The 20,780-nt window shown below is 33.5% G+C and carries 17 protein-coding genes; 2 read left to right on the top strand and 15 right to left on the bottom strand.

Going from position 1 to position 20,780, the window contains the following annotated elements; genetic code table 11:
- Nucleotides 1-18: 18 nt before the first annotated feature.
- The 13 genes from N4A35_01360 to N4A35_01300 form a co-directional block, all read right to left on the bottom strand.
- Nucleotides 19-477 carry a hypothetical protein gene (locus N4A35_01360; protein MCT4580038.1) on the bottom strand — a complete coding sequence of 153 codons (459 nt, stop codon included), beginning with the start codon at nucleotides 475-477 and terminating at the stop codon, nucleotides 19-21.
- Between the two features lie 33 nt (nucleotides 478-510).
- The gene (locus N4A35_01355; protein MCT4580037.1) at nucleotides 511-930 is read right to left on the bottom strand and encodes a hotdog fold thioesterase; all 420 of its coding nucleotides are present in this window, start codon (nucleotides 928-930) and stop codon (nucleotides 511-513) included.
- A 5-nt stretch (nucleotides 931-935) separates the two neighbouring features.
- Nucleotides 936-3,020, bottom strand: coding sequence for a thiamine pyrophosphate-dependent enzyme (locus N4A35_01350; protein ID MCT4580036.1), 2,085 nt, complete (start codon nucleotides 3,018-3,020; stop codon nucleotides 936-938).
- A gap of 176 nt (nucleotides 3,021-3,196) precedes the next feature.
- Nucleotides 3,197-3,568 carry a VOC family protein gene (locus N4A35_01345; GenBank protein ID MCT4580035.1) on the bottom strand — a complete coding sequence of 124 codons (372 nt, stop codon included), beginning with the start codon at nucleotides 3,566-3,568 and terminating at the stop codon, nucleotides 3,197-3,199.
- A 24-nt stretch (nucleotides 3,569-3,592) separates the two neighbouring features.
- Nucleotides 3,593-4,231, bottom strand: coding sequence for a GyrI-like domain-containing protein (locus N4A35_01340; protein ID MCT4580034.1), 639 nt, complete (start codon nucleotides 4,229-4,231; stop codon nucleotides 3,593-3,595).
- 4 nt (nucleotides 4,232-4,235) lie between these two features.
- A complete protein-coding gene (locus N4A35_01335) occupies nucleotides 4,236-5,618 on the bottom strand; it encodes a SpoIIE family protein phosphatase (GenBank protein ID MCT4580033.1) in 1,383 nt (460 codons plus the stop codon).
- Entirely contained in the window at nucleotides 5,615-6,730 is a 1,116-nt protein-coding gene (locus tag N4A35_01330) for a serine/threonine-protein phosphatase (GenBank protein ID MCT4580032.1), read from the bottom strand. Before N4A35_01330 ends, N4A35_01335 begins: the two co-directional genes overlap by 4 nt.
- A 393-nt stretch (nucleotides 6,731-7,123) precedes the next feature.
- On the bottom strand, nucleotides 7,124-7,921 hold the full coding sequence (locus N4A35_01325; GenBank protein ID MCT4580031.1) for a DUF3050 domain-containing protein: 798 nt from the start codon (nucleotides 7,919-7,921) through the stop codon (nucleotides 7,124-7,126).
- Nucleotides 7,922-8,008: 87 nt separating this feature from the next.
- Nucleotides 8,009-9,406 (bottom strand): TIGR00366 family protein, encoded by a 1,398-nt coding sequence (locus N4A35_01320; GenBank protein ID MCT4580030.1) that lies wholly within the window; start codon nucleotides 9,404-9,406, stop codon nucleotides 8,009-8,011.
- A gap of 12 nt (nucleotides 9,407-9,418) precedes the next feature.
- Complete coding sequence (locus tag N4A35_01315; protein MCT4580029.1) at nucleotides 9,419-10,660, bottom strand: competence/damage-inducible protein A; 1,242 nt, start codon at nucleotides 10,658-10,660, stop codon at nucleotides 9,419-9,421.
- Nucleotides 10,661-10,668: 8 nt separating this feature from the next.
- Nucleotides 10,669-11,505, bottom strand: coding sequence for a S1-like domain-containing RNA-binding protein (locus tag N4A35_01310; GenBank protein MCT4580028.1), 837 nt, complete (start codon nucleotides 11,503-11,505; stop codon nucleotides 10,669-10,671).
- A gap of 33 nt (nucleotides 11,506-11,538) precedes the next feature.
- Complete coding sequence (locus tag N4A35_01305; GenBank protein MCT4580027.1) at nucleotides 11,539-11,955, bottom strand: YeeE/YedE family protein; 417 nt, start codon at nucleotides 11,953-11,955, stop codon at nucleotides 11,539-11,541.
- Between the two features lie 10 nt (nucleotides 11,956-11,965).
- On the bottom strand, nucleotides 11,966-12,544 hold the full coding sequence (locus N4A35_01300) for a YeeE/YedE family protein (protein MCT4580026.1): 579 nt from the start codon (nucleotides 12,542-12,544) through the stop codon (nucleotides 11,966-11,968).
- Nucleotides 12,545-12,633: 89 nt separating this feature from the next.
- On the opposite strand from N4A35_01300, the gene N4A35_01295 reads away from it, so the two are divergent.
- Nucleotides 12,634-14,238, top strand: coding sequence for a T9SS type A sorting domain-containing protein (locus tag N4A35_01295; protein ID MCT4580025.1), 1,605 nt, complete (start codon nucleotides 12,634-12,636; stop codon nucleotides 14,236-14,238).
- A 5-nt stretch (nucleotides 14,239-14,243) separates the two neighbouring features.
- Nucleotides 14,244-14,990, top strand: coding sequence for a VIT1/CCC1 transporter family protein (locus N4A35_01290; protein MCT4580024.1), 747 nt, complete (start codon nucleotides 14,244-14,246; stop codon nucleotides 14,988-14,990).
- Nucleotides 14,991-14,994: 4 nt separating this feature from the next.
- On the opposite strand, the gene N4A35_01285 is transcribed toward N4A35_01290, so the two are convergent.
- Both N4A35_01285 and N4A35_01280 read right to left on the bottom strand, forming a co-directional pair.
- The gene (locus N4A35_01285) at nucleotides 14,995-18,984 is read right to left on the bottom strand and encodes a PKD domain-containing protein (GenBank protein MCT4580023.1); all 3,990 of its coding nucleotides are present in this window, start codon (nucleotides 18,982-18,984) and stop codon (nucleotides 14,995-14,997) included.
- A gap of 67 nt (nucleotides 18,985-19,051) precedes the next feature.
- Nucleotides 19,052-20,780, bottom strand: a 1,729-nt coding sequence (locus N4A35_01280) for a PKD domain-containing protein (GenBank protein ID MCT4580022.1), incomplete at its 5' end; no start/stop codon positions are given.

Below are 20,780 nucleotides of genomic sequence, written 5' to 3'. Positions count from 1 at the left end.
AATAAAAAATTGGTTGTATTATAGATAAGATTTTAACTTTTTAAGTGTCTCGTATCCTTTATCTGAGATGTTTACTAATTCAGTTTCTTTCATTTCATTATCTGCATCATAAAAATGAATCCTACAATTTTTGTCTTCGAATTGTATCTCAACTATTTTAGTTAAGTTGATTTTATAACGGTCTCCAATTTCAGATTTCATATATTGGTATAAGAAAAAAAGTAGTAAAGATGAACCTATAAGTAGTGTGAGACTGATTCTGTTTGAGTTTAGCTGATAAAGAATCCCCCCAAACAATAAGAAACCTATGATTGGAAGTATAACAATAACGCTTAAACCTTTTATGTTTTTGCTTTTCTTATGAGTGGATAGCTCTTTTAATTTAGTGGTCTCAGACCAATTCCCAGAGCGCGTTAAGTAGAGGTAATGAGTATCTATATTGACATAACCATATTCATATTCGAACCATACTTTCATAGAAGTTAAAACTTAAAACAATAGCGTAGTTATTTAACTGGCTTCAATAATAGCGACAGTTAAGCGACTTGAACAAACAATTTTATTGTGTTCATTATAGATTTTAATGTCCCAAATATGTGTTGTTCGACCAATATGTATTGGAGTGCCAATCCCTTTTACTATTCCATCAGTTACAGGTCTAATATGGTTCGCATTAATTTCAAGTCCAACAGGTTTGAATCGCTTTAAGTCAACAATCAAACTACTGGCATAACTACCAATAGTCTCTGCTAAAGCAACTGATGCACCTCCATGTAAAACACCCCATGGTTGATGTGTTTTTTTATTAACAGGCATCGTTGCGGTTATGGAATCTGCCGTCCACTCAGTAAATTGTATACCTAAAAAACTCCCTAAATATTCAGGAGTATTATTGAGCTGGTCAAGATTAATCGCCTCTTTCCAAATCATGTTAGTTAATAATTGAGTAATTGTCCAATAGCATGGCTTACTTTTTCTGCATTAGGTAATAAGGTTGATTCCAAAACAGAGTTTAAGGGGATAGCAGGTGTATCTACTGATCCAACTAGTTCTACTGGAGCGTCTAAATATTGGAAGCATTCCTTTTGAATTCGAGCAACTAAACCAAGTGAGAAAGTACTCTCTACAGATTCTTCAGTAACGACCATCACTTTGCCATGTTTTTTAGCTGCTTCAAACATCGCTTCTTTATCTAATGGATTCAATGTTCTAAGGTCAATAATTTCTATTTGTCCCTGATAATCTTTTGCTGCTTTTGTAGCCCAGTAAACTCCCATTCCATAAGTAATGATACTGATAGAACTTCCGTTTTTAATGAATTGCTCTTCAGCTTCTAAAACAGTTCGAGCTTTACCAAAAGGAATAACATAGTCTTCATCTGGTTCTATTGTCATAGCTCCTTCAGTACCTTTTATTTTGCTCCAGTATAGTCCTTTATGTTCAAGTATTACAACTGGGTTAGGATCGTAATAAGCAGCTTTCATTAATCCTTTTAAATCTGCTCCAGTAGAAGGATAGGCAATTTTAATTCCTCTAATATTAGTAATTACAGACTCTACACTAGAAGAGTGGTAAGGACCTCCTGAACCATAAGCACCAATTGGTACCCTCAAAATCATACTTACTGGCCATTTTCCATTAGATAAATAATAAGAACGACTCACTTCAGTAAATAATTGGTTGAGCCCAGGCCATATATAATCAGCAAACTGTACTTCAACAATAGGTTTAAGCCCTACAGCAGACATACCAACTGTACTCCCAATAATAAATGCTTCTTGGATAGGAGTATTGAAAACACGTTCATTACCAAATTGTTGAGCCAAAGTTGCTGCTTCTCTAAACACGCCTCCTAAACGATGTCCTACATCTTGCCCATACAATAATGACTCAGGGTGCTTAGCCATTAATTCTCTTATTGCAAATAGAGCAGAATCTACCATTACCGTTTTTTCTTTTCCTTGGGGAGAACGTTCTCCTTTTTCTTCAGTAATTGGTGTAGGTGCAAAAATATGATCTGTTAAATCCTCAGGTTTAGGATCTTCTTCAGCTAATGCTCTTTCGTAATCAGCTTGAACAATTTGGCTAACTTCTTCATCTATTTCTATTAAGTGCTCTTCAGGAACTCCTAAGTCAAGTAACTGCTTTTTTAATACAGGATAAGGGTCTCTAGATTTAGCTTCTTCTAAGTCATCTCTATACCATTCCATTCTTACTCCACTTGTGTGGTGATTAAGTAGCGGAACTTTAGCATGAACAATAAAAGGTCTACGTTCTTTACGAACAGTATTAATGACTTCTTTCATTGCATTGTAACATTGTGTAAAATCTGAACCGTCTAAAGTAACAACATCCATACCTTTAAAACCTTGGGCATAATGTGTGATATCTTGCGCACGAATTTCATCTGCACTAGCGGAAATGTCCCATTCGTTGTCTTGAACAAGGTAAATAATAGGAAGTTGTTTCAAAGCAGCCATTTGGAAAGCTTCAGAAACTTCTCCCTCAGTACAAGAGGCATCTCCAAGTGAACAAACAACTACAGGTTTTTCTTTTTCATCTTCACCTAGTCCTGTTTGTTCTTTATACTGAATTCCCATGGCTACACCAGTAGTAGGAATGGCTTGCATTCCAGTTGCTGATGATTGATGTGGTATTTTTGGAAAGTCAGGTCTGTTTAAGCTAGGATGACTATAGTAGGTTCGCCCACCAGAAAAAATATCTGAACGTTTAGCTAAAACTTGTAACATTAATTCAAAAGGAGTAATTCCAATCCCCAATAGAATAGAGTCATCTCTATAATATGGCGCAACAAAATCTTGTGGTTTTAGTTGCATTCCTACAGCCAATTGAATCGCTTCATGTCCTCTAGAAGTTGCATGAACATATTTAGCTGTAATAGCCTTATTTGCTTCATACAATTCGGTTAAAGACATTGCTGTCCGCATTAGACGATATCCTTTTATTAATTGTTCTTCGTTGATTGATGTTGTTTTAACTGTTGCAGTTTTAGTTGTCATTATTAACGTTCTTTTAAGCGTTGCAATATACAAATAATATGGGGCTTTGGCAATAGAAATGACTTGCTTAACTAGAAGTACAGCTATAAACCGTCAAGAACTAAATAATAATTTTGAAAAAGCTCGGTTGCTACTTAGCAAGTATCGTTAGAAATATTGATTGTATAAGATGATGCTTAAACATGCTGATCTATCAAAATAGCATTTCCATCAGGGTCGGTTAAAACAATACTTTCTGGACCGTTAGTGGTGGAATCTGCTTCTTTGTCGATTGAGACCCCGTCTTTTTTTAGTTGTTGTTGAATGGTTCTTACATCATCAAATTTGTCTAATAAATTAGCATCTTCATCCCAACCAGGGTTAAAAGTAAGAATGTTGTTTTCAAACATCCCTTGAAATAAACCAATTAAAGTATTTCCATTTTTCATGATGAGGTAATTCATTTTGAAGTCTCCCGCAAAAACATGAAACCCTAGTTTTTCATAAAACGCTTTGGAAATGTTCAAGTCTTTAACTGATAAACTAACTGAGAATGCTCCTAATTTCATAATGTTATTTTTTATTGGATGAAGTTATGAATTCGTTTCAATGTTGAACCTTAATATTGTTTTTAATTTTTCTTCTGGTACTTTTCTAAAATCTGAGAGGTAAATTTCACGATGTGTTTTAGAAACCCTTTTAACGTTTTCTGAAGCAGCAAACTCCTCCATTATTTTAAAACTTTCTGGTTCATTATCATAACTTCCAATGTGTAACATTTGAACACATTGGCCTCCTTTTATTTTCTCAAATTTCACTTGTTCCAAAAGTGGGTGATACTTTTTCTTTTTTACTAAATCCAATTGTTCTAAAAAGAAATCTTTTGAAATAAAATTGGGTTGTCGGATCATTAAAGTAAAAATTAAATCATCTTTATTGAGTTTCCCATTAAAACGTTTTTTAGCCTCTTCATTAATATCCCAAACACCTTCTAATGGATAAACAGTATAATCAATATACCCCTTTGGTGGAGAAGGTAAATTTTTTAAGGTCATTTTAATTGCATAAGACAAGGAATAGAGTACACTAATGTATTCTCCAAAATTTGGATTGTTTGGGTTTCCCTCACCTTTAATAGTTATGAATTGGTACTCAGGAGTAGTAATTATGGATGGCCTGTTTTTTGGGAGGTAAATTTCTTTTTCTTGTTTTCTCCATTCATACTTTTTCATAAGTCTAGAATTTTAACCCTATGATACAAATATCATCAATTTGTGGCAGTCTTCCTTGCCATTCATAAAAAAAATCATTTAATTTTTGTTCTTGTTGATTAAGAGTTAGGTGACTGTTTTCTTCAATTAATTTTTTAAAGTTCTTGCTTTTTAGTTTTTTATTGTTGTTACCTCCTATTTGAGTATAAAACCCATCAGTAAACAAATAAATAGAATCCCCTTTGTTAATCGTTATTTTATGTGTGTTATAGCTAACTTGAGTTTGTTCAGAATCTATGAGTCGACGATTGGGAGAAAAGGATTTAAGTATGTTTTCAGTTATTAAAAATAGAGGTTGATTAATACCAATATATTCTAATTGGAAATGCTCTTTTTTAGGGTAGTTTACAGGGAGTTTAATCATAGAAATATTCATTTTATCTATATTACTTTGATTAATATTCATGAGGGTTGAACTAATTAATTCATTCGTCTTTTTTAAGATCAGAGATGGCGATTTCAAATGAAATTCTTTAACAGATTTATTCAAAGAATTATGACATATTAGACTTAGCATAGCTCCAGGTACTCCATGGCCAGTACAATCAGCTACAGCAAATAAAATATCATCACCAATAACTTGTAACCAATAAAAATCACCTGATATCACATCCTTTGGCCTGTAGATTAAAAAGTTTTGCTTAAAATGTTTAGCTATTAATGCAGAAGAAGGGAGAATTGCTTTTTGTATTCTTTGTGCATAATTAATAGAATCTTGAACGTCTTTGTGAAGGCTGTTTAATGCTTTGTGTTGCTTTTCAATTTTATTTTTTTGAAAATTAAGGTTATGCTCGTATTCTCTGTTGATTAATTTATAATGGAAAATGGCATAAACACTGATAAGAATGATAATGGTATTATTGATGATAAAAAAGATTTGAGCTAATGTAGGTGATGAAATTTTAGGGTCATAAAAATGATGTTGCAAAAAACTACTAATCAAAAAAACACCTATTAAAATTAAAGTTATACTGAGACTTAGCGCTTTGTTAGCGATAACAATCATAGCTAAAATATATAATGGAATGAGGTAGAAAAAGAAATATCCTTCATAACCTAAAGTTGAAATGAAGCAGAGGAAGATTGTTTCAGTAACTAAAATTAGAAAAGCACCTAGTTCATGCTTCCCTCTTTTTAAAAAAGAAAAAATTAAAGCAAAAGAAGCTATAACTAATCCAAAAGGAATAAATAAACGATCTAATTTAAGAAAGATAATAACGGGGATATAGAGTAGATGTATTGAGAATATAATCCAATAAAATCTATTCGTTAGCTTCTTTTCTTTATAAAGAGAAAAAGGAGTGTCTGGAGTAACCCCAATAGTCGATATTTTATTCCATAAACTCATGATAATTTAAAGCCAAGTATTGTAATATCATCTACCTGTTCAATATTAGATTTCCAACTGTTTAGTGTGTTTTTTAATTGTACTGATTGTTCTCTTGGAGGTAAGTTTGAGATACTTAATAACAACTCTTTAAAAGGTTTTTTCTTGAATTTTTTCCCTTTAACGCCCCCAAATTGATCCGGATAGCCATCTGTAAATAGATAAACTGTATCATTTTTATATGCTGGAATTTTTTGTGTTTTAAAAGGCTGCATATTAATATGGCTACCTATAGGTTGTTTACATCCATTGAATTCAATTAGTTGATTATCTCTAACGATATATATGGAGTTATTCGCTCCAGAAAACTCTATCATTAAATTGGTTGTATTATTATCCTTAGGAATTTTTAGTAAACTAATATCCATTCCATCTGCTATATGGTTTTTTGAATCATTAAGTTCCTCTATAATAATTGCTCTTGTTTGATCTAAAATTGCTCCAGTATTACTTAGCTCGAATTCATGTATGGCTCTATTTAAAGCATTGATACATACAATACTAACTAAAGCTCCGGGAACTCCATGACCTGTACAATCAGCAATTGCAAGGTATTTATAATCTTCGTCTTCTTCAACCCAGTAAAAATCTCCTGCAACAATATCTTTAGGTAAATACAATAAGAAATGGTTGTCTATTATTGTAGTTATGGTATCAGTATGGGGAAGTAAGGCAGATTGAATTTTTAATGCATAATCAATAGATTGCTTAATTTTATCATGTGTTTTGGATAACTCAAGGTGCTGCTTCTTTATTTTTTTTTGTTGTTTAATAATGTCAATTATATAGCCATTATCAATTGATTTAAACTGAGAGATGTAGTAGTAAATAGAAAAAAAGATAATAATAACATCAAAAATATATAGAATAAAAAAAGGGGTAGAAATGCTTGTAGAACTAATTTGACTTCGAAATTTAATAACTTCAATTAATAGATAGACAGCTATAATAAAGCCAGTAAAAAGTAAACTATGCTTTATTTTTTTTAAAAGAACAATTCCAACTAACATAGCTGGAATTAAAAATAAGTGCAATATAACACCTAAATATATTGGAGCCACTAGTTGGGGCATGGCGTTTAAAGTAATCACATAAATTATTTGGACGATAACCAATAGTAAGAGCGCTAGTTGATGTTTTTTTTTCTTAGCTAGATAGAAAGATAGTAAAGAAATAAATAACATGAATAGGGTCGGAAATATAGGTGCATCAATTTTAAGAACATATAGTAACGGTACAAATGTCAAAATTGTAACAAAAGAAAAATAGACTAACCGATTGGTTAAAATAATCTTTCTCTGTTGAGATTGATTAAGGGTTAAATCTAACCCCATATTTGATATTTTCTCCCAAAAGTTCATTTAATTAAGACGAATATAGACGAATTCATTTTAATTAAAAACTTTAAAATCAGTACTTTTAGATAAAGATGTTAAATAAAGGTTAAAAAATGATTAATAAATAATTTAGAAAGAGGAACTGATAAATGCAGTTTCTTTTGTGCTTAATAGTTGCTCTTCAATTCCTGTCCATAATTCAATTCGATGTTCCAAGGCTTGAATAGCAACACTTAATGCTTCTTCCCATTTGGTGGAGTTGTTTCCACATAATTCAGTAATCATTTGAAGCGAAAGTGGTCCGTGCTCATCTCCATCTAATTCGATATGGCGTTCTAAATAGTAAATGAACTGATCGTATTGATGCTCTTTGTCTTCTGCATTCTTTAAGATTTCAATAAACATATCTGGGATGATATCTTCTCTTCCAAAAGTGAAAGCAGCTGCAATTTTATGAGGTGCTTGTGTTGCTATGATGTCAAATGAAAAACGAACAAAATTGGTGACTTTTGAATCAAGATTCAGTTGTTCTAAAGCTTCGGTTATTGTTTTGTTTTCTCCAATTAAATTAATGAAACTTGTTATTTTTGAGGTGTCAGCTTGAAGCTGTTCCATGGCTTCTAAGTACATTTCAAAATGACTTTTTGCCTCGCCTTTAGCATTTACATCACTTTCTTCCCCATGAACTATTTCATTAATAAAGCGAGCTAAAGTTGGATTTTTTGCAGGGGTCCATGGTAAAGTGGTGCATGTTAACTGTTGTTGTAGAGCTTTTAAAAGTGACATAAAATCCCAAACTGCAAATACATGACTTTCGGTAAAAAGTTGAATGTCACGAACATTTTCGATCGTTTGGTATAACGAATGTGTTTTTAATTGCTCTTGTAGAGGGGATAATTGTTCTAAAATAGTTGCTACTCTTTCCATACAATCAGCAAAATTAGAGAAATAATGAGAAATATTAGCTTTGAGCCAAATTAAAACTTCTAAAAAGACAAAAGTATGACAGGTGGATTAAAAAATGGATAGCCCCAACAGAAAAATAAAGCTTCCAACTAGCATTAATAGTAGTGTATAAGGCAAAATATCTTTAGCTTTTAAACCTGTAATCCCCAATAAAGGTAACGCCCAAAAAGGTTGAAGCATATTAGTAATTTGATCCCCGTAAGCAAGGGCCATAATGCTTTTCCCTAAAGGAATACCCATTTGTAAAGAAGCTTCAATAATAACAGGTCCTTGTACAGCCCATTGTCCACCTCCACTTGGAACAAAAATATTGACTAACCCAGCACTAAAAAAAGTGAGGATAGGAAAAGAAGAAGTAGAGGATACGGTAACAAAGTATTGGGCAATCTCATTCAACAGACCACTTTCTTTCATAACTCCCATAATTCCAAAGTATAAAGGAAATTGGATTAAAATTCCTGCCGAACTACCAATAGCCTTTTCTAGCTTTTGAAGCAGTTCTGAGACAGAGTTCATTAAAAGTAAAACCAATGCAATGAGTAATAAGTTAATAAAGTTTGGAGTGATAAAGTTGAGGCTTTCTGCTGTGTTGTGGAAGAAGTACCTCAATAGAAGGTAAGTAAGAATTAATAGTCCTATTATTTTTCCAAACCATTTAGAATAATCTAATCGCTCAATCCCAGTTGCTGTATGAAATGTTGAGGCTTTTTTTATACTGCTCTCTTGAGGATTAGGAACGCTACTAGTTAATTTTTTTCCAATAAAATACATGAATAAAGGAACGATCAAAAGCAGTAATGTACTTACCGTAATATTCATGGATGAAAAAATAGTTTGACTAAGGTCTATGGTATTGGGCACAGTAATGTTTGTATCGCTAACCATCGATAAGATGTTTCCCTCTTCAGCTGCTTTGATAGGTGCTGAACCTGATAGTCCCCCATGCCAAACCATTAACCCAGAATACCCAGAAGCTCCCAAAATTCCAGTATGTATTTTAAGCTGATTTTCGGCAGTATAGTCTAATACTTTTTTTACAAAAATAGCTCCAAATATTAATCCAAATCCCCAATTAAATAGACTTACAGCTAAGGTGAAAAATGTAATGGTAAAGGCAGCTTTTGCAGTAGTATTACAATAGTGTACAAGTTTATTAATTAAAAAATTAACAGGTTTACTTAATGCGAGTAAATAACCTAATACTAACATTAGCATCATTTGAAAGGCAAAGACCATTCCTCCTTTATTCCAGATTCCTTTTTCCCAGTAATTTGCTAATTCGTAAAGGTAGCTAAAAGTTGTTTGGTCAGTTGGCTTTTGAAAAACAATAGCCAGTACTAAAGTAAGTAGTGTTAAAAGAATAGCAATACTAAAAGGAGAAGGAAAAAGTCGTTTAAATACTTTTTCAAACTGAGCAGAGTAGGAGTTGGATTTTGAATGACTCACAGCTCAATCCTCTTAAATTAAAAATTCTTTTCTTAAGAGTTCTAAAGCATAATTTGCTGCCACAATAATATTACGGGCTCTATTGTTGTAAGGCAATAAATATTTTTTGGCTACCGTCTTTTCAGCAGAAGAAACAGCCATCCATATTGTCCCTACGGGTTTATCTTTAGTACCTCCAGTTGGTCCTGCAATACCAGAAGTTGAAATTGCATAATCAGTCTCCATCATGGATCTTACATTCGTAGCCATTTGTTCTACAACAGTTTGACTCACAGCTCCATGGGTCTTAATGTCATCAGCGGAAACTTGTAATACGTTTATTTTTATCTCATTTGCATAAGAAACAATACCTCCCTTGAAATATACGGAAGAGCCTGAAATATTAGTTAGTAATTTCGCGATAGTTCCCCCTGTGCAACTTTCAGCCAAGCTAATGGTTTTGTTTTGATCGGTAAGCAGTTGTCCAATTACTTCTTCAAGAATTTCTTTTTCAAAACCATATACAGCGTCTCCTAGTAAGTCTAGTAATGTCGCGACTTTCTCTTCGATAATTCTTGATTTTGTCCCATCATGATCCACCCCAGAAATTCTTAGTCGAACAAAACCAGGAGAAGGAAGATAGGCAAGGCTTAATCCTTTTTCTTTTAAATCATTTTCCCAATCTTCTATTCTTTCCGCCAATTTAGATTCAGGAATTCCAATAGTCCGAATAGTTCGATGTAGGACTGTCGGAGTTTGAAAATGTTGTACTAATTTAGGAAACCCCTCATCTGAAAGGATCCCTTTCATTTCGTAGGGTACACCAGGTAATGAAATATATACTTTTCCATTCTTTTCAAACCACATACCACTCGCAGAACCTCTCGTGTTGGGTAAAACGGTACAAGATTTCGGTAACATTGCCTGCGCTCTATTCGCCTCATTTAGAGGTACGTTAAACGCTGCATAACGCGCTTTTAATCTTTCTAAAATAGGAGTGTTTAGTTCTAATTCTGTATCGAAATAGTTACAAAGGGTATGTTTAGTAATATCATCTTTAGTAGGACCTAAGCCACCTGTCATGATAATAATGTCTGCACGATCACTTGCTGTATCTAATGCTTTTATAATATGTTGTTCATTATCAGTGATTGAAGAAATTTGTTGAACGCTTATACCAATTAGACTTAGTTGCTCTCCAATCCAAGCGCTATTGGTATCAATAGTTTGTCCAATTAATAATTCATCTCCTATAGTAATGATCTCAGCTAGCATGTGATATCTTATGATTTAGTAAGGTAAAGTCCGTTTTTTTCAATTAAAATAAGTTTTTGTTTATATAAACCTCCAATCGCTTTTTTAAAGGCTTTTTTACTCAAACCAATTTCATTGTAGATGGCTTCAGGAGAGCTTTTGTCATTTAACCCCAAAAAACCATTGTTGGCTTTTATTTTGTCGAGAATTAAAATACTGTTAGGTTCATTTACATTTTTATAACCTAATTTCTGAAGTATGATATCTATTTTTCCATCTTCCCTTAAAGGTTTTACAAAACCTGTTAATGAATCACCAATTTGAATGGATTGAAAGATTTCATTGTGATAAATTAAGCCCTCAAATAAATGGTCGATGATCACTTTAAAACCTAAGTCTGTTTTTTTAGTTACGATCAAGCTGACCTCTTGGTCTTCTATTAAGTCGATATCTTCATCTTCAATAAAATCATCAATTTTGCTCGAAGCGACTAATCGGTCTGTTTCTTGATCTAAGTAAAGATAAACGACATAACTTTTCCCTGCTTCCATTTTCTGTTTTTGTTCAAAAAATGGAACCAATAAATCTTTATCTAGCCCCCAGTCTAAAAATGCACCATATTTATTAACATCTTTAACTTTTAAATAAGCAAATTCATGCCTTTTTATCGTAGGCGTTGCTGTTGTTGCAACAATTCTATCCTCTGAATCTTTATAAATAAATACAGCTAACGAATCTCCAATTTTTAAGTTCTCTTCAACATATTTATTGGGAAGTAGCACCTCATTTTCTTTTTCGTCAATAAGGTAAAAACCATTATCGGTTTTTCTGTTGGCTGTTAATGTGTTTATTTTTCCTAAAATCATACTGCAAAGATAGTATGTTTTTCATGACTTGAGTTAATGCGGAAGTTTTTTACTCAATAGTCCATATACAAATGTTCCTAATAAAGCTGCAATCAGAAAAACAATAAATACTGAGTACCCTGAGCCCAGTAAAATATATAACGGTCCTGGACAAACGCCTCCCATTCCCCAGCCAAGCCCAAAGATTAAACCTCCAATAAAATAATTGGTAAATCCTTTCCGTTTCTGAGGGATTTCAATTTTCGTTTTTCTGTAGCCTTTTAATAGACCACGGTTAAATAGCTGAACGAGTATAATTCCCGATAATACAGCCGTTCCAATGATTCCATACATGTGAAAAGATTGGAATTGAAACATTTCATAAATTCGAAACCAACTCAATGCTTCAGATTTATACATTACGATGCTAAAGAAAAAGCCAATTAAAGCATATTTGATAAATTTTTTCATAGTCTATTGCTTAAAGTTGAAGAATATAAGGAAGAAGAAAATGTACCATGATTAGCCCGCCTGTAAAGAAGCCTAAAACAGCATATAAAGAGGGAAGTTGTAAGTTCGATAGTCCAGAGATAGCATGTCCTGAGGTGCAACCACCTGCATATCGAGTTCCAAAACCAACCAGAAAACCTCCAATAACAATAATAATAAACCCTTGAAGAGTAAAAAGGTTCTCCCAACTGAATATTTCTTCTGGAAGTACAGGAACTTGTCCTTTTTCAACATGAATATTTAACTCGTTGAGGTCGCTAATTGTAGCATCAGAGATGTTGATAGTTTGATGAGGTAACAGGTAATTAGCGAAAGTAAACCCTCCTAGCATAGCGCCTCCAGCAACAACTAAATTCCAAATTTCTTTTTTCCAGTCAAACTTAAAAAAATCAGAAAATTTACTAGCTCCAATTGAGCACATTGTTCTTAGATTGCCACTCATCCCAAATGACTTTCCAAAAAATAGTAAAAGATACATGGTGAAAGTAATCATTAAACCAGAAACCCACCAAGGCCAAGGAGTTATAAGTATTGTTTCGATGTAATTCATCCGTTTTATATTGTTTTCAATTGGCTAATGTAATAGATGTTACTGAAATAAAGAATATAGGATGTTATTTTTAGAAGAAATAAAATGTTATGAAAAGTATACTAATTATAGGCCTAGTCTTTATTTTAGGACATTTTTTTGGCCAAAATGCTACCGAATTTTCGATAGAGATAGAACCTTTGACCATTACAAATGCTCCTGGGGTACATTCTTATTCATGGGGGAAAACTTCAGATGGAAAGTGGGTTGTTTTTGGGGGACGAATAGATGGTTTGCATCGAAGACAACCTTTTGCAGCTTTTTTGGAACAAGATAATAATAAACAGGTATATGTTATTGATCCAGTAGGAAATCAAGTTTGGTCAAAAGCATTAAGCACTTTGCCAGCAAGTTTATTTGAGCAATTACAAGCAACTAATCAACAGTTTTATCAGCGGGATTCTATTTTATATATAACTGGTGGATATGGATACAGTGCAACAGAAAATGATCACATCACTTACCCTTATTTATCATCAGTTTCGCTCAATGAATTGGCTAGAGCAATTATTAATCAAGAGAGTATTATAACTTATTTTAGACAAATTAATGATTCAAGATTTGCTGTAACAGGTGGACAAATGGGATATTTGAATAACCAATTTTATATTGTTGGAGGACAGTTGTTTGATGGAAGGTATAATCCAATGGGACCCAATAACGGACCAGGATTTATTCAAGAGTATAGCGAAAAAATAAAGCGATTCAATCTTATGGATGATGGAGTAAATTTATCCGTCTCTAATTATACAGAAACTGTAGATGCAACAAATCTCCATCGAAGAGATTATAATATGGCGCCTCAAATATTTCCTAATGGTGAATTAGGTTATACTGCGTTTAGTGGTGTATTTCAACCTACTGTAGACCTACCATTTTTAAATTCAGTAGATATTACTGCTACTAATCATCAAGTCAATAATGGATTTAGTCAGTACCTTAGTCAATATCATAGCGCCAAACTTCCTGTATATGATGGAGTAGAAAATGCTATGAATACTATTTTCTTTGGAGGAATGAGTCAATATACCTTGGATAACTCGGGGAATTTAGTTCAAGATGATAATGTACCATTTGTAAAAACAATAAGCAAAGTTGTAAGGTATTCTAATGGAACAATGAATGAAATTAAATTGCCGATAGAAATGCCAACGTTAGTAGGTTCTGGAGCTGAGTTTATCCCTTTTGGTGATTACTTTAATCATGAAATTCTTTATCTGGATTCGTTACCTTTAGAACGTACATTAATAGGGTATGTGTTTGGTGGAATTGAAAGTACTGGAGAAAATATTTTTTTTATTAATGATGGAACGCAAAGTAGTGCAAGTAATATTGCTTATAAAGTCTACCTTACAAAGGGAACAACGAGTATTGGTAGCCAGCAGATAAAAGGACAAAATGTCTTGAATTTAAAAGTTTATCCTAATTCGTTTAAAGATGATTTACAGTTGGAGTTTTATAATCCTAGTCAAGGTGATTTAACTGTTACGATCTATTCTTTAGCAGGAAAACAACTTCATTTTCAAAGGTTAATTGATTTAGAAAGGGGAACCGTTAAAAAAATATTATCTTTAGGAAAATTGGCGAAAGGAGTATATAAACTCGAACTGACCAATGGAATAGAAAAAACAGTTGTTTCAATTCTAAAAGAATAATGTAAATGGGAGAACCTTCAAATAACCATGTTGAGTTTAAACTACATAAGAGTGGAGGAGGTTTTCTGGCTAAATATCAAGAGTATTTAGGGGAATTTGTCTATGGAGGAATTGATGGTAGTATTACCACCTTTGCTGTAGTAGCTGGAGCTGCTGGAGCAAGTTTAGATTCGTCAATTATCCTTATTATGGGGTTTGCTAATTTATTTGCAGATGGTTTCTCCATGTCGATAGGAGCCTATTTAGCAGCGAAGTCGGAAAAAGAGTTTTACAAAAATCAAGAGAGAATCGAATATTGGGAAGTAGACAATATTCCAGATAAAGAACGAGAAGAAATTAAGGAGATTTATCGACGAAAAGGGTTTGAAGGAAAATTGTTAGAACAAGTAGTGGAGGTAATTACAGCAGATAAAAAACGATGGGTGGATGTAATGATGAAAGAAGAGTTGGAATTGATTGAGGATAAAAAATCTCCTTTCAAAATAGGATTAGTTACCTTTTTATCCTTTTTCGTTTTAGGGCTTATTCCTTTATTAATTTATGTTATCGACTATATTAGTCCCCTTGAAATTAATTTACTTTTTGTATCTTCTTTGTTGACGCTATTAATGTTTTTCTTTATCGGTTACTTTAAAGGATTAATTAATCAAGTCAATAAGTATAGAAGTGCGCTAGAAACTTTCTTAATGGGGGGTGTCGCAGCTTTTGTTGCTTATTATGTTGGTTTTTTTATTGATAATTTAATAAGGTAAAATTTTACCTTATTAAATTAACATGTCCTTTGTATTCGTGTTGTTCTCCAAAAACATCCTTACAGACTAATTTATAAATATAGGTGTCTTGTTGAACAAGTTCTCCTTTGTAAGTACCATCCCAAGGATTAGAGTTCTCAGTGTAATAGATTAGCGTACCCCAGCGGTCGAAGATATAAAATTGGGTGTTTTTTTCGTCAATTCCATAGCCTTTGTAGATAAATAAATCATTATCTCCATCACCATTTGGAGTAAAAGTATTAGGTATATAGAGACTAATTACAGGGTTTATGATTACTGGGTGATATGTGGTATCAACACATCCATTAGAAGTAGCTACAGCTAACATAATGTTATAGCTACCAGTGTCGCTGTAATTGATTACAGGTTCAAAATCAGTTGCTGTAGTTGTATTATCAAAATTCCAGTAATAAGAGTTAGCTCCAATACTGGTATTAGTTGTTGTGATTTCCGCTTCGTACATATTAGTCTCTTCTGGAGATGGTATAAAACTAGCTATAGGATTGTACCAACTGGTGATTAAATCAGTATTAATAATGGTGTCATAACATCCTAAATCGTTTCCAACAATTAAAGAGATCGTAAAAGTTTGGTCATTAGTATTACTGTTGTTAATAAAGCAAGAAGATGGCGATGCTTCAGTACTGTTTTCACCATTGTTAAAGTCCCAATTCCAATTTGTAAGACCAGAGTTACTAGGAGTTGTAGAGTTATCAGTGAAGTCAACACAGATTGGGGAGCACCCTTCAGTAACATTAGCAAGCATATCAGCAATAGGTTTAGGATGGACTGTTACTGGAATGACTATGGTGTCTTTACAGTTGTAATTAGTTGTAACGATTAATGAAACATTATAAACTCCAGCAGTATCATAATTAAAAGTAGGGTTTGGAACGGCTGAGGTATTATTGGCATAAGCAAAATCCCATTCAAAACTTGATACAGATCCTGATGATACTGTCGATAAATCAGTAAAAGTCGTTAAATCAAAGTTTTCACATACTGTTGTATTTGAAAAGTTGGCTACAGGCTTGGGGTAAACTTCAATAAGCATAGAACTATCTTTAACACAGCCATTTGTAGATGAAGCAATTAGAGTCACAGTGTATGTCCCATCTTGCTGATACAGGTGATTAGGGTGTTGATTGGTATTTAAAGCTGTTCCATCTCCAAAATTCCAGACCCAACTAGTGATTGATCCTGGAGTTTCAATGGTTGTAGTGTTGTTGAAAATAATCGTGTCATAAAAACAATCAGGAGTATAGGTAAAATTTATTTGAGGAAATGGATATCTTACTGTAGTGCCTGTAGTGGTGTCTTTACATCCATGATTAGAGGTGACAATCAACGTTGGAGCAAAGTTTTGATTAATGGTAGAATAAAAATGGGCAGGATGTTGAGAATTACTCTGTCCACCATCATTAAAATCCCATTGCCAAGTATCTATAGTTCCATTGGGGATTGATGAATTGTCAGTGAAGTGAGTAGAATCAATACAACCACTAGTCACACTAAAATCGGCTATAGGGTTGGGAAAAATTGTAGTTGTTTGAATCAGGCTATCTTTACACCCTTTATCACTTGTGATCGTTAGTTTGACATTGTATGTATTGTGGTTAGTGTATAGATGTGTTGGGTTTTCTTGTGTTGAATTTTGTTGATCTCCAAAATCCCATGTATAATTGGTGATAACATCTGGTAAATTAATGGTACTGTTGTTGGTGAAAACGGAATTAGCATTATGACAAGTATCCGTATAGATAAATGAAGCAATAGGATTATCATATACAATAACATCTTTAGTTACTGTATCTGAACAACCTTGATCGTTTTCGATAATCAATACCGTTGTATAAGTTCCTGAAGAAGAGTAGGTGTGTGTTGGATTTTGAACAGTTGAAGTGTTGCCATCTCCAAAGTCCCAATTCCAAGTGTTTGAACCTGGAGTTTGAGCAATTGTTCCATTAAATTGAGTTGGACTGTTTAGACAAACAGTATCGTTTGTAAAGTCTCCAATAAATAATTTGGGAGGTATGATTATCGTATCAAAGATAAATGATGGGGGACAAGCATTATCTTTAATTGTTAAAGTATAAGTTCCAGGAGACAGGTTGTTTCTAGAGGGAGAGGTGTTTCCATCATTCCATAAAAAAGAAAAAGGAGGCAAACCAATTTGAGGTGTTACTGTAATGGAATTATTGGTCGTTTCACATGAGTCGATGGTAACAGTTTTGGTTGCAGTAGCACACATTACTCGGCCCATAGGAATATTACTAAGAAAGCCATTTCCACAAGCAATAATATCTGCATTAGTTGTAGAGAATGCAATGTCAAAAACAGGAGCAGGAGTAGCTTGAAACTCTAATTGATTTAAATTGAAGTCAAATCGATAAATTCCAGCATTACTTCCCACAAATAAGTTGTCACAATTGTCCGCTAATATACCGCTAGAAAGTCGAGGTGGGCCAGGAATTGTTACAGAGGAAATAAGTGCTTGCGTATTGATATCCCATTTTTTTAATACAGCTCCGTCTGTTGTAAAAAGAAATTGTCCTGAAACCACCATCATATTATAGCCATTGGCACTATTGGAAGGGTAATAACTAGAACTAGAGATGCCTATTTCACTAAAACCATAACCGTCATTAACATTGGCTAATGTGTTATTTGCATTATCTGTAAAGGTTAAAATATTAGGGTTAGAATGGATTAAGTATGCTTTTCCTGTTTGATCGACTGCTAATCCTGCAACATCACTTTGAGAAGCATTATAAACCGTTTTTGCATTAATTAAGGTTCCATTATTGATATCTATTTCAGCAATATTAAGCGTCGGATTAGTTGTCCCACCTCCTGCAACAATCACCTTTTGAGTTACACAATTTATAGCGAGTCTCCAATGTTCTCTAAATTGACCATTAAATGTACTTTGCCATATTAATGAAGAGGTTGGGTCATATTTATAAGTTTTTGCTCCTGCAATTACAAATCCCTCACATAAATAAAAATTACCAGATCCTTCAACTAATAAATCTCCATAGTACGCACGATCTATTCCTGGTGTTAATGACCAAATTAAAGTTCCTGCGGGATCATATTTTTCAACAACTTTTGTTCCTCCATATACATAGATGTTGCCATTGTCATCGACTCCATTGTCGTATGCTGGGTTAGCATTTGCTGGGACTACAATTATAGGGTCGACAACTATTGTTTTATTCCTGTCGTATTCCCCCAATTTAAAACTCAATTTTGAACCATTTAAAATGTATTTTGAGTCAATGATATTTTGTTGTTTTTTAGAATAATAGGTAAGTGGTGCTTGCTCTTGAATAATGCCATTAATCGTTGGGATTGTAATTGTTTTATTCTTTAAAACAGGGATAGCTCCTTTATAGTTTAGTTGAACAGCGTTAATATCTGCCCCAGGATGTAAAATAAGGCTATACTTAAAGCCATCTTGAGGGTGAAAGGTGTAGACAACATCTATATTATCGTATAAGTTTTTATAAGTTATTTTTTCAAAGCCTTTACAGTTATAAAAAAAGCTTTTATTGTCTTTGTTTTTCCCTGAATAGGTGTATTGTGCAGTGGTAGAAGATGCGGTTATAATCGTTGGGTTGGGGTTAGCATTCAGCCACTCTACTTCAATTAACTGTTGGGTTACTTTGCGTCTTTCCTCTTTTGGTTTTCCCTTGCCCTCTGGGTCATGTTTACTGTATGTTTTAATGTCAGCAAATAAATAGGCTATCTTATTAGGATAAAATCCTATTTTATAATCTTTATCAATTATAAATTGAAGTCTATTTTGATCAAGTTCATCATAACTTTCTTTGTACTCAGCAAATTGCCCTTTATTTTCGATAAAAACTTTTCGTTCAAAAGGCTTAATATTGAATTGAGACTGACTTATTCCTACTGTGTGGAAGAGCATAAATAGTAGAAACAATAGTGCTGTTTTATATGGTTTCATAAGTAAAAAAGGTTAACTCGTATACATATGACGCTATTTTGTCAAAAAGTTGCCTAAATAATAATAATTATCTGAGCAAAAAGAAATGACCAATATATTCATGAGGATCACCAAGCACGTCTTTACAGTTAAACTTATAGACATAAGTATCTTGGATAGCATATTCACCTTTGTATCGCCCATCCCAAGGCGTCCCATCTTCAGTATAGTAAATTTGAGTTCCCCATCTGTCGAAGATCGAAAACTCCGTAGTGTTTGGATCAATACCAAAACCATTATAAATAAACCCATCATTTTGTCCATCACCATTTGGTGTAAAAGAATTAGGAATATAAACACTCACCACAGGAGAAATGTAAATAGGAACAATAGCCGTATCCACACAATTGTTTTCAGTAGCTACAGCCAATACAATATTATAAGTTCCAGTATCACTATATGTAACTACAGGTTCAAAAAGGTCAGAAGAATCCCCATTGTTAAAATTCCAAGCATAAGTTATGGCACCAATACTATTGTTAAAAGTTTCAATCTCTCCCTCATACATATTCGTTTCCTCAGGTGTGATTTCAAAATCTGCCACAGGATTATGCCAACTAGTAATTAAATTCGTTTCCGCCACCGTATCATAACATCCCAAGTCATTTTTAACAATCAAGGAAACAGAATAATCAACATCATCAGTTGGGCTATTATTCACATAACAAGTCGTAGGATTCTGTTGCGAGCTTCCCTCACCATTCCCTAAATTCCATTGCCATTCCTCAATATTAGTGGCATTAGCCGTAGAGTTATCGGCATAAGTAACACAAACAGGAGAACAGCCCTCATTCATATCCACAAGGAAATCCGCATTCGGTTTAGGATCAACCGTAACTGGAATCTCAACAGTATCCACACAGTCATTATTCGAAGTCACAACTAATTGAACATCATAGCTACCCGCAGAAGCATAAGCATTACTAGGAATTTGAAAATTAGAAGTATTACCATCTCCAAAATCCCATTCCCATTGAGTAATAGAACCATTGTTCACAGCCGAAATATCAATAAAATACATGGGAGGTTTATTCTCACAAACACTGGTGTTAGAGAAGTTGGCAGTAGGAATAGGGTAGACCTGAATCGGTAAAGAAATATCACCCACACATCCAAAATTAGAAGAAGCAATCAAAGAGACATTATAAATTCCACTCAAATTGTATAGGTGCTTCGGATTATCAGCCGCAGAAAACGGAGAACCATCGCCAAAATTCCAAATCCAATTAGAAATGGTACTAGGGGCATTAATCGAAGAATTATTGATAAAACTAATCGAGTCATATTGACAAACAGGAACCGCCGCAAAATCGACCAAAGGAATGGCATGCCTGTTAGTAGTGAGCTCCATGGTGTCTTTACACCCAAAATCAGAAGTCACAATCAAAACGGGCTGATAAGTTCCATCATTCGAGTAGAAATGAGACGGATTTTGATTAAAATCAAGTGGAGTACCATCATCAAAATTCCATTCCCAATTGGTAATATTCCCAGAAGAAATCGTAGAATTATCAGTAAACTGAGCAGCAATATTCACACAATCGTCATTAACATTAAAAGCAGCAGTAGGTTTAGGATTAACGCGAGTAGTGGTCAACATTGAATCTAAACAGCCATTATTACTAGCTAAGACTAATTTAACTTGAAAAGTTCCCTCATTGGCATAAATATGATTTGGATTAGCTAGGGTAGAAGAATTCCCATCACCAAAGGTCCAATTGTAAGTAGCAATATTATCAGGAGCATTAATAGAACTC

It is taken from the genome of Flavobacteriales bacterium, from assembly GCA_025210295.1.
Lineage (GTDB): Bacteria > Bacteroidota > Bacteroidia > Flavobacteriales_D > Parvicellaceae > S010-51.
The sequence above is the reverse complement of the archived record's forward strand: the minus strand, read 5'-3'. Positions and strand labels throughout refer to the sequence as shown.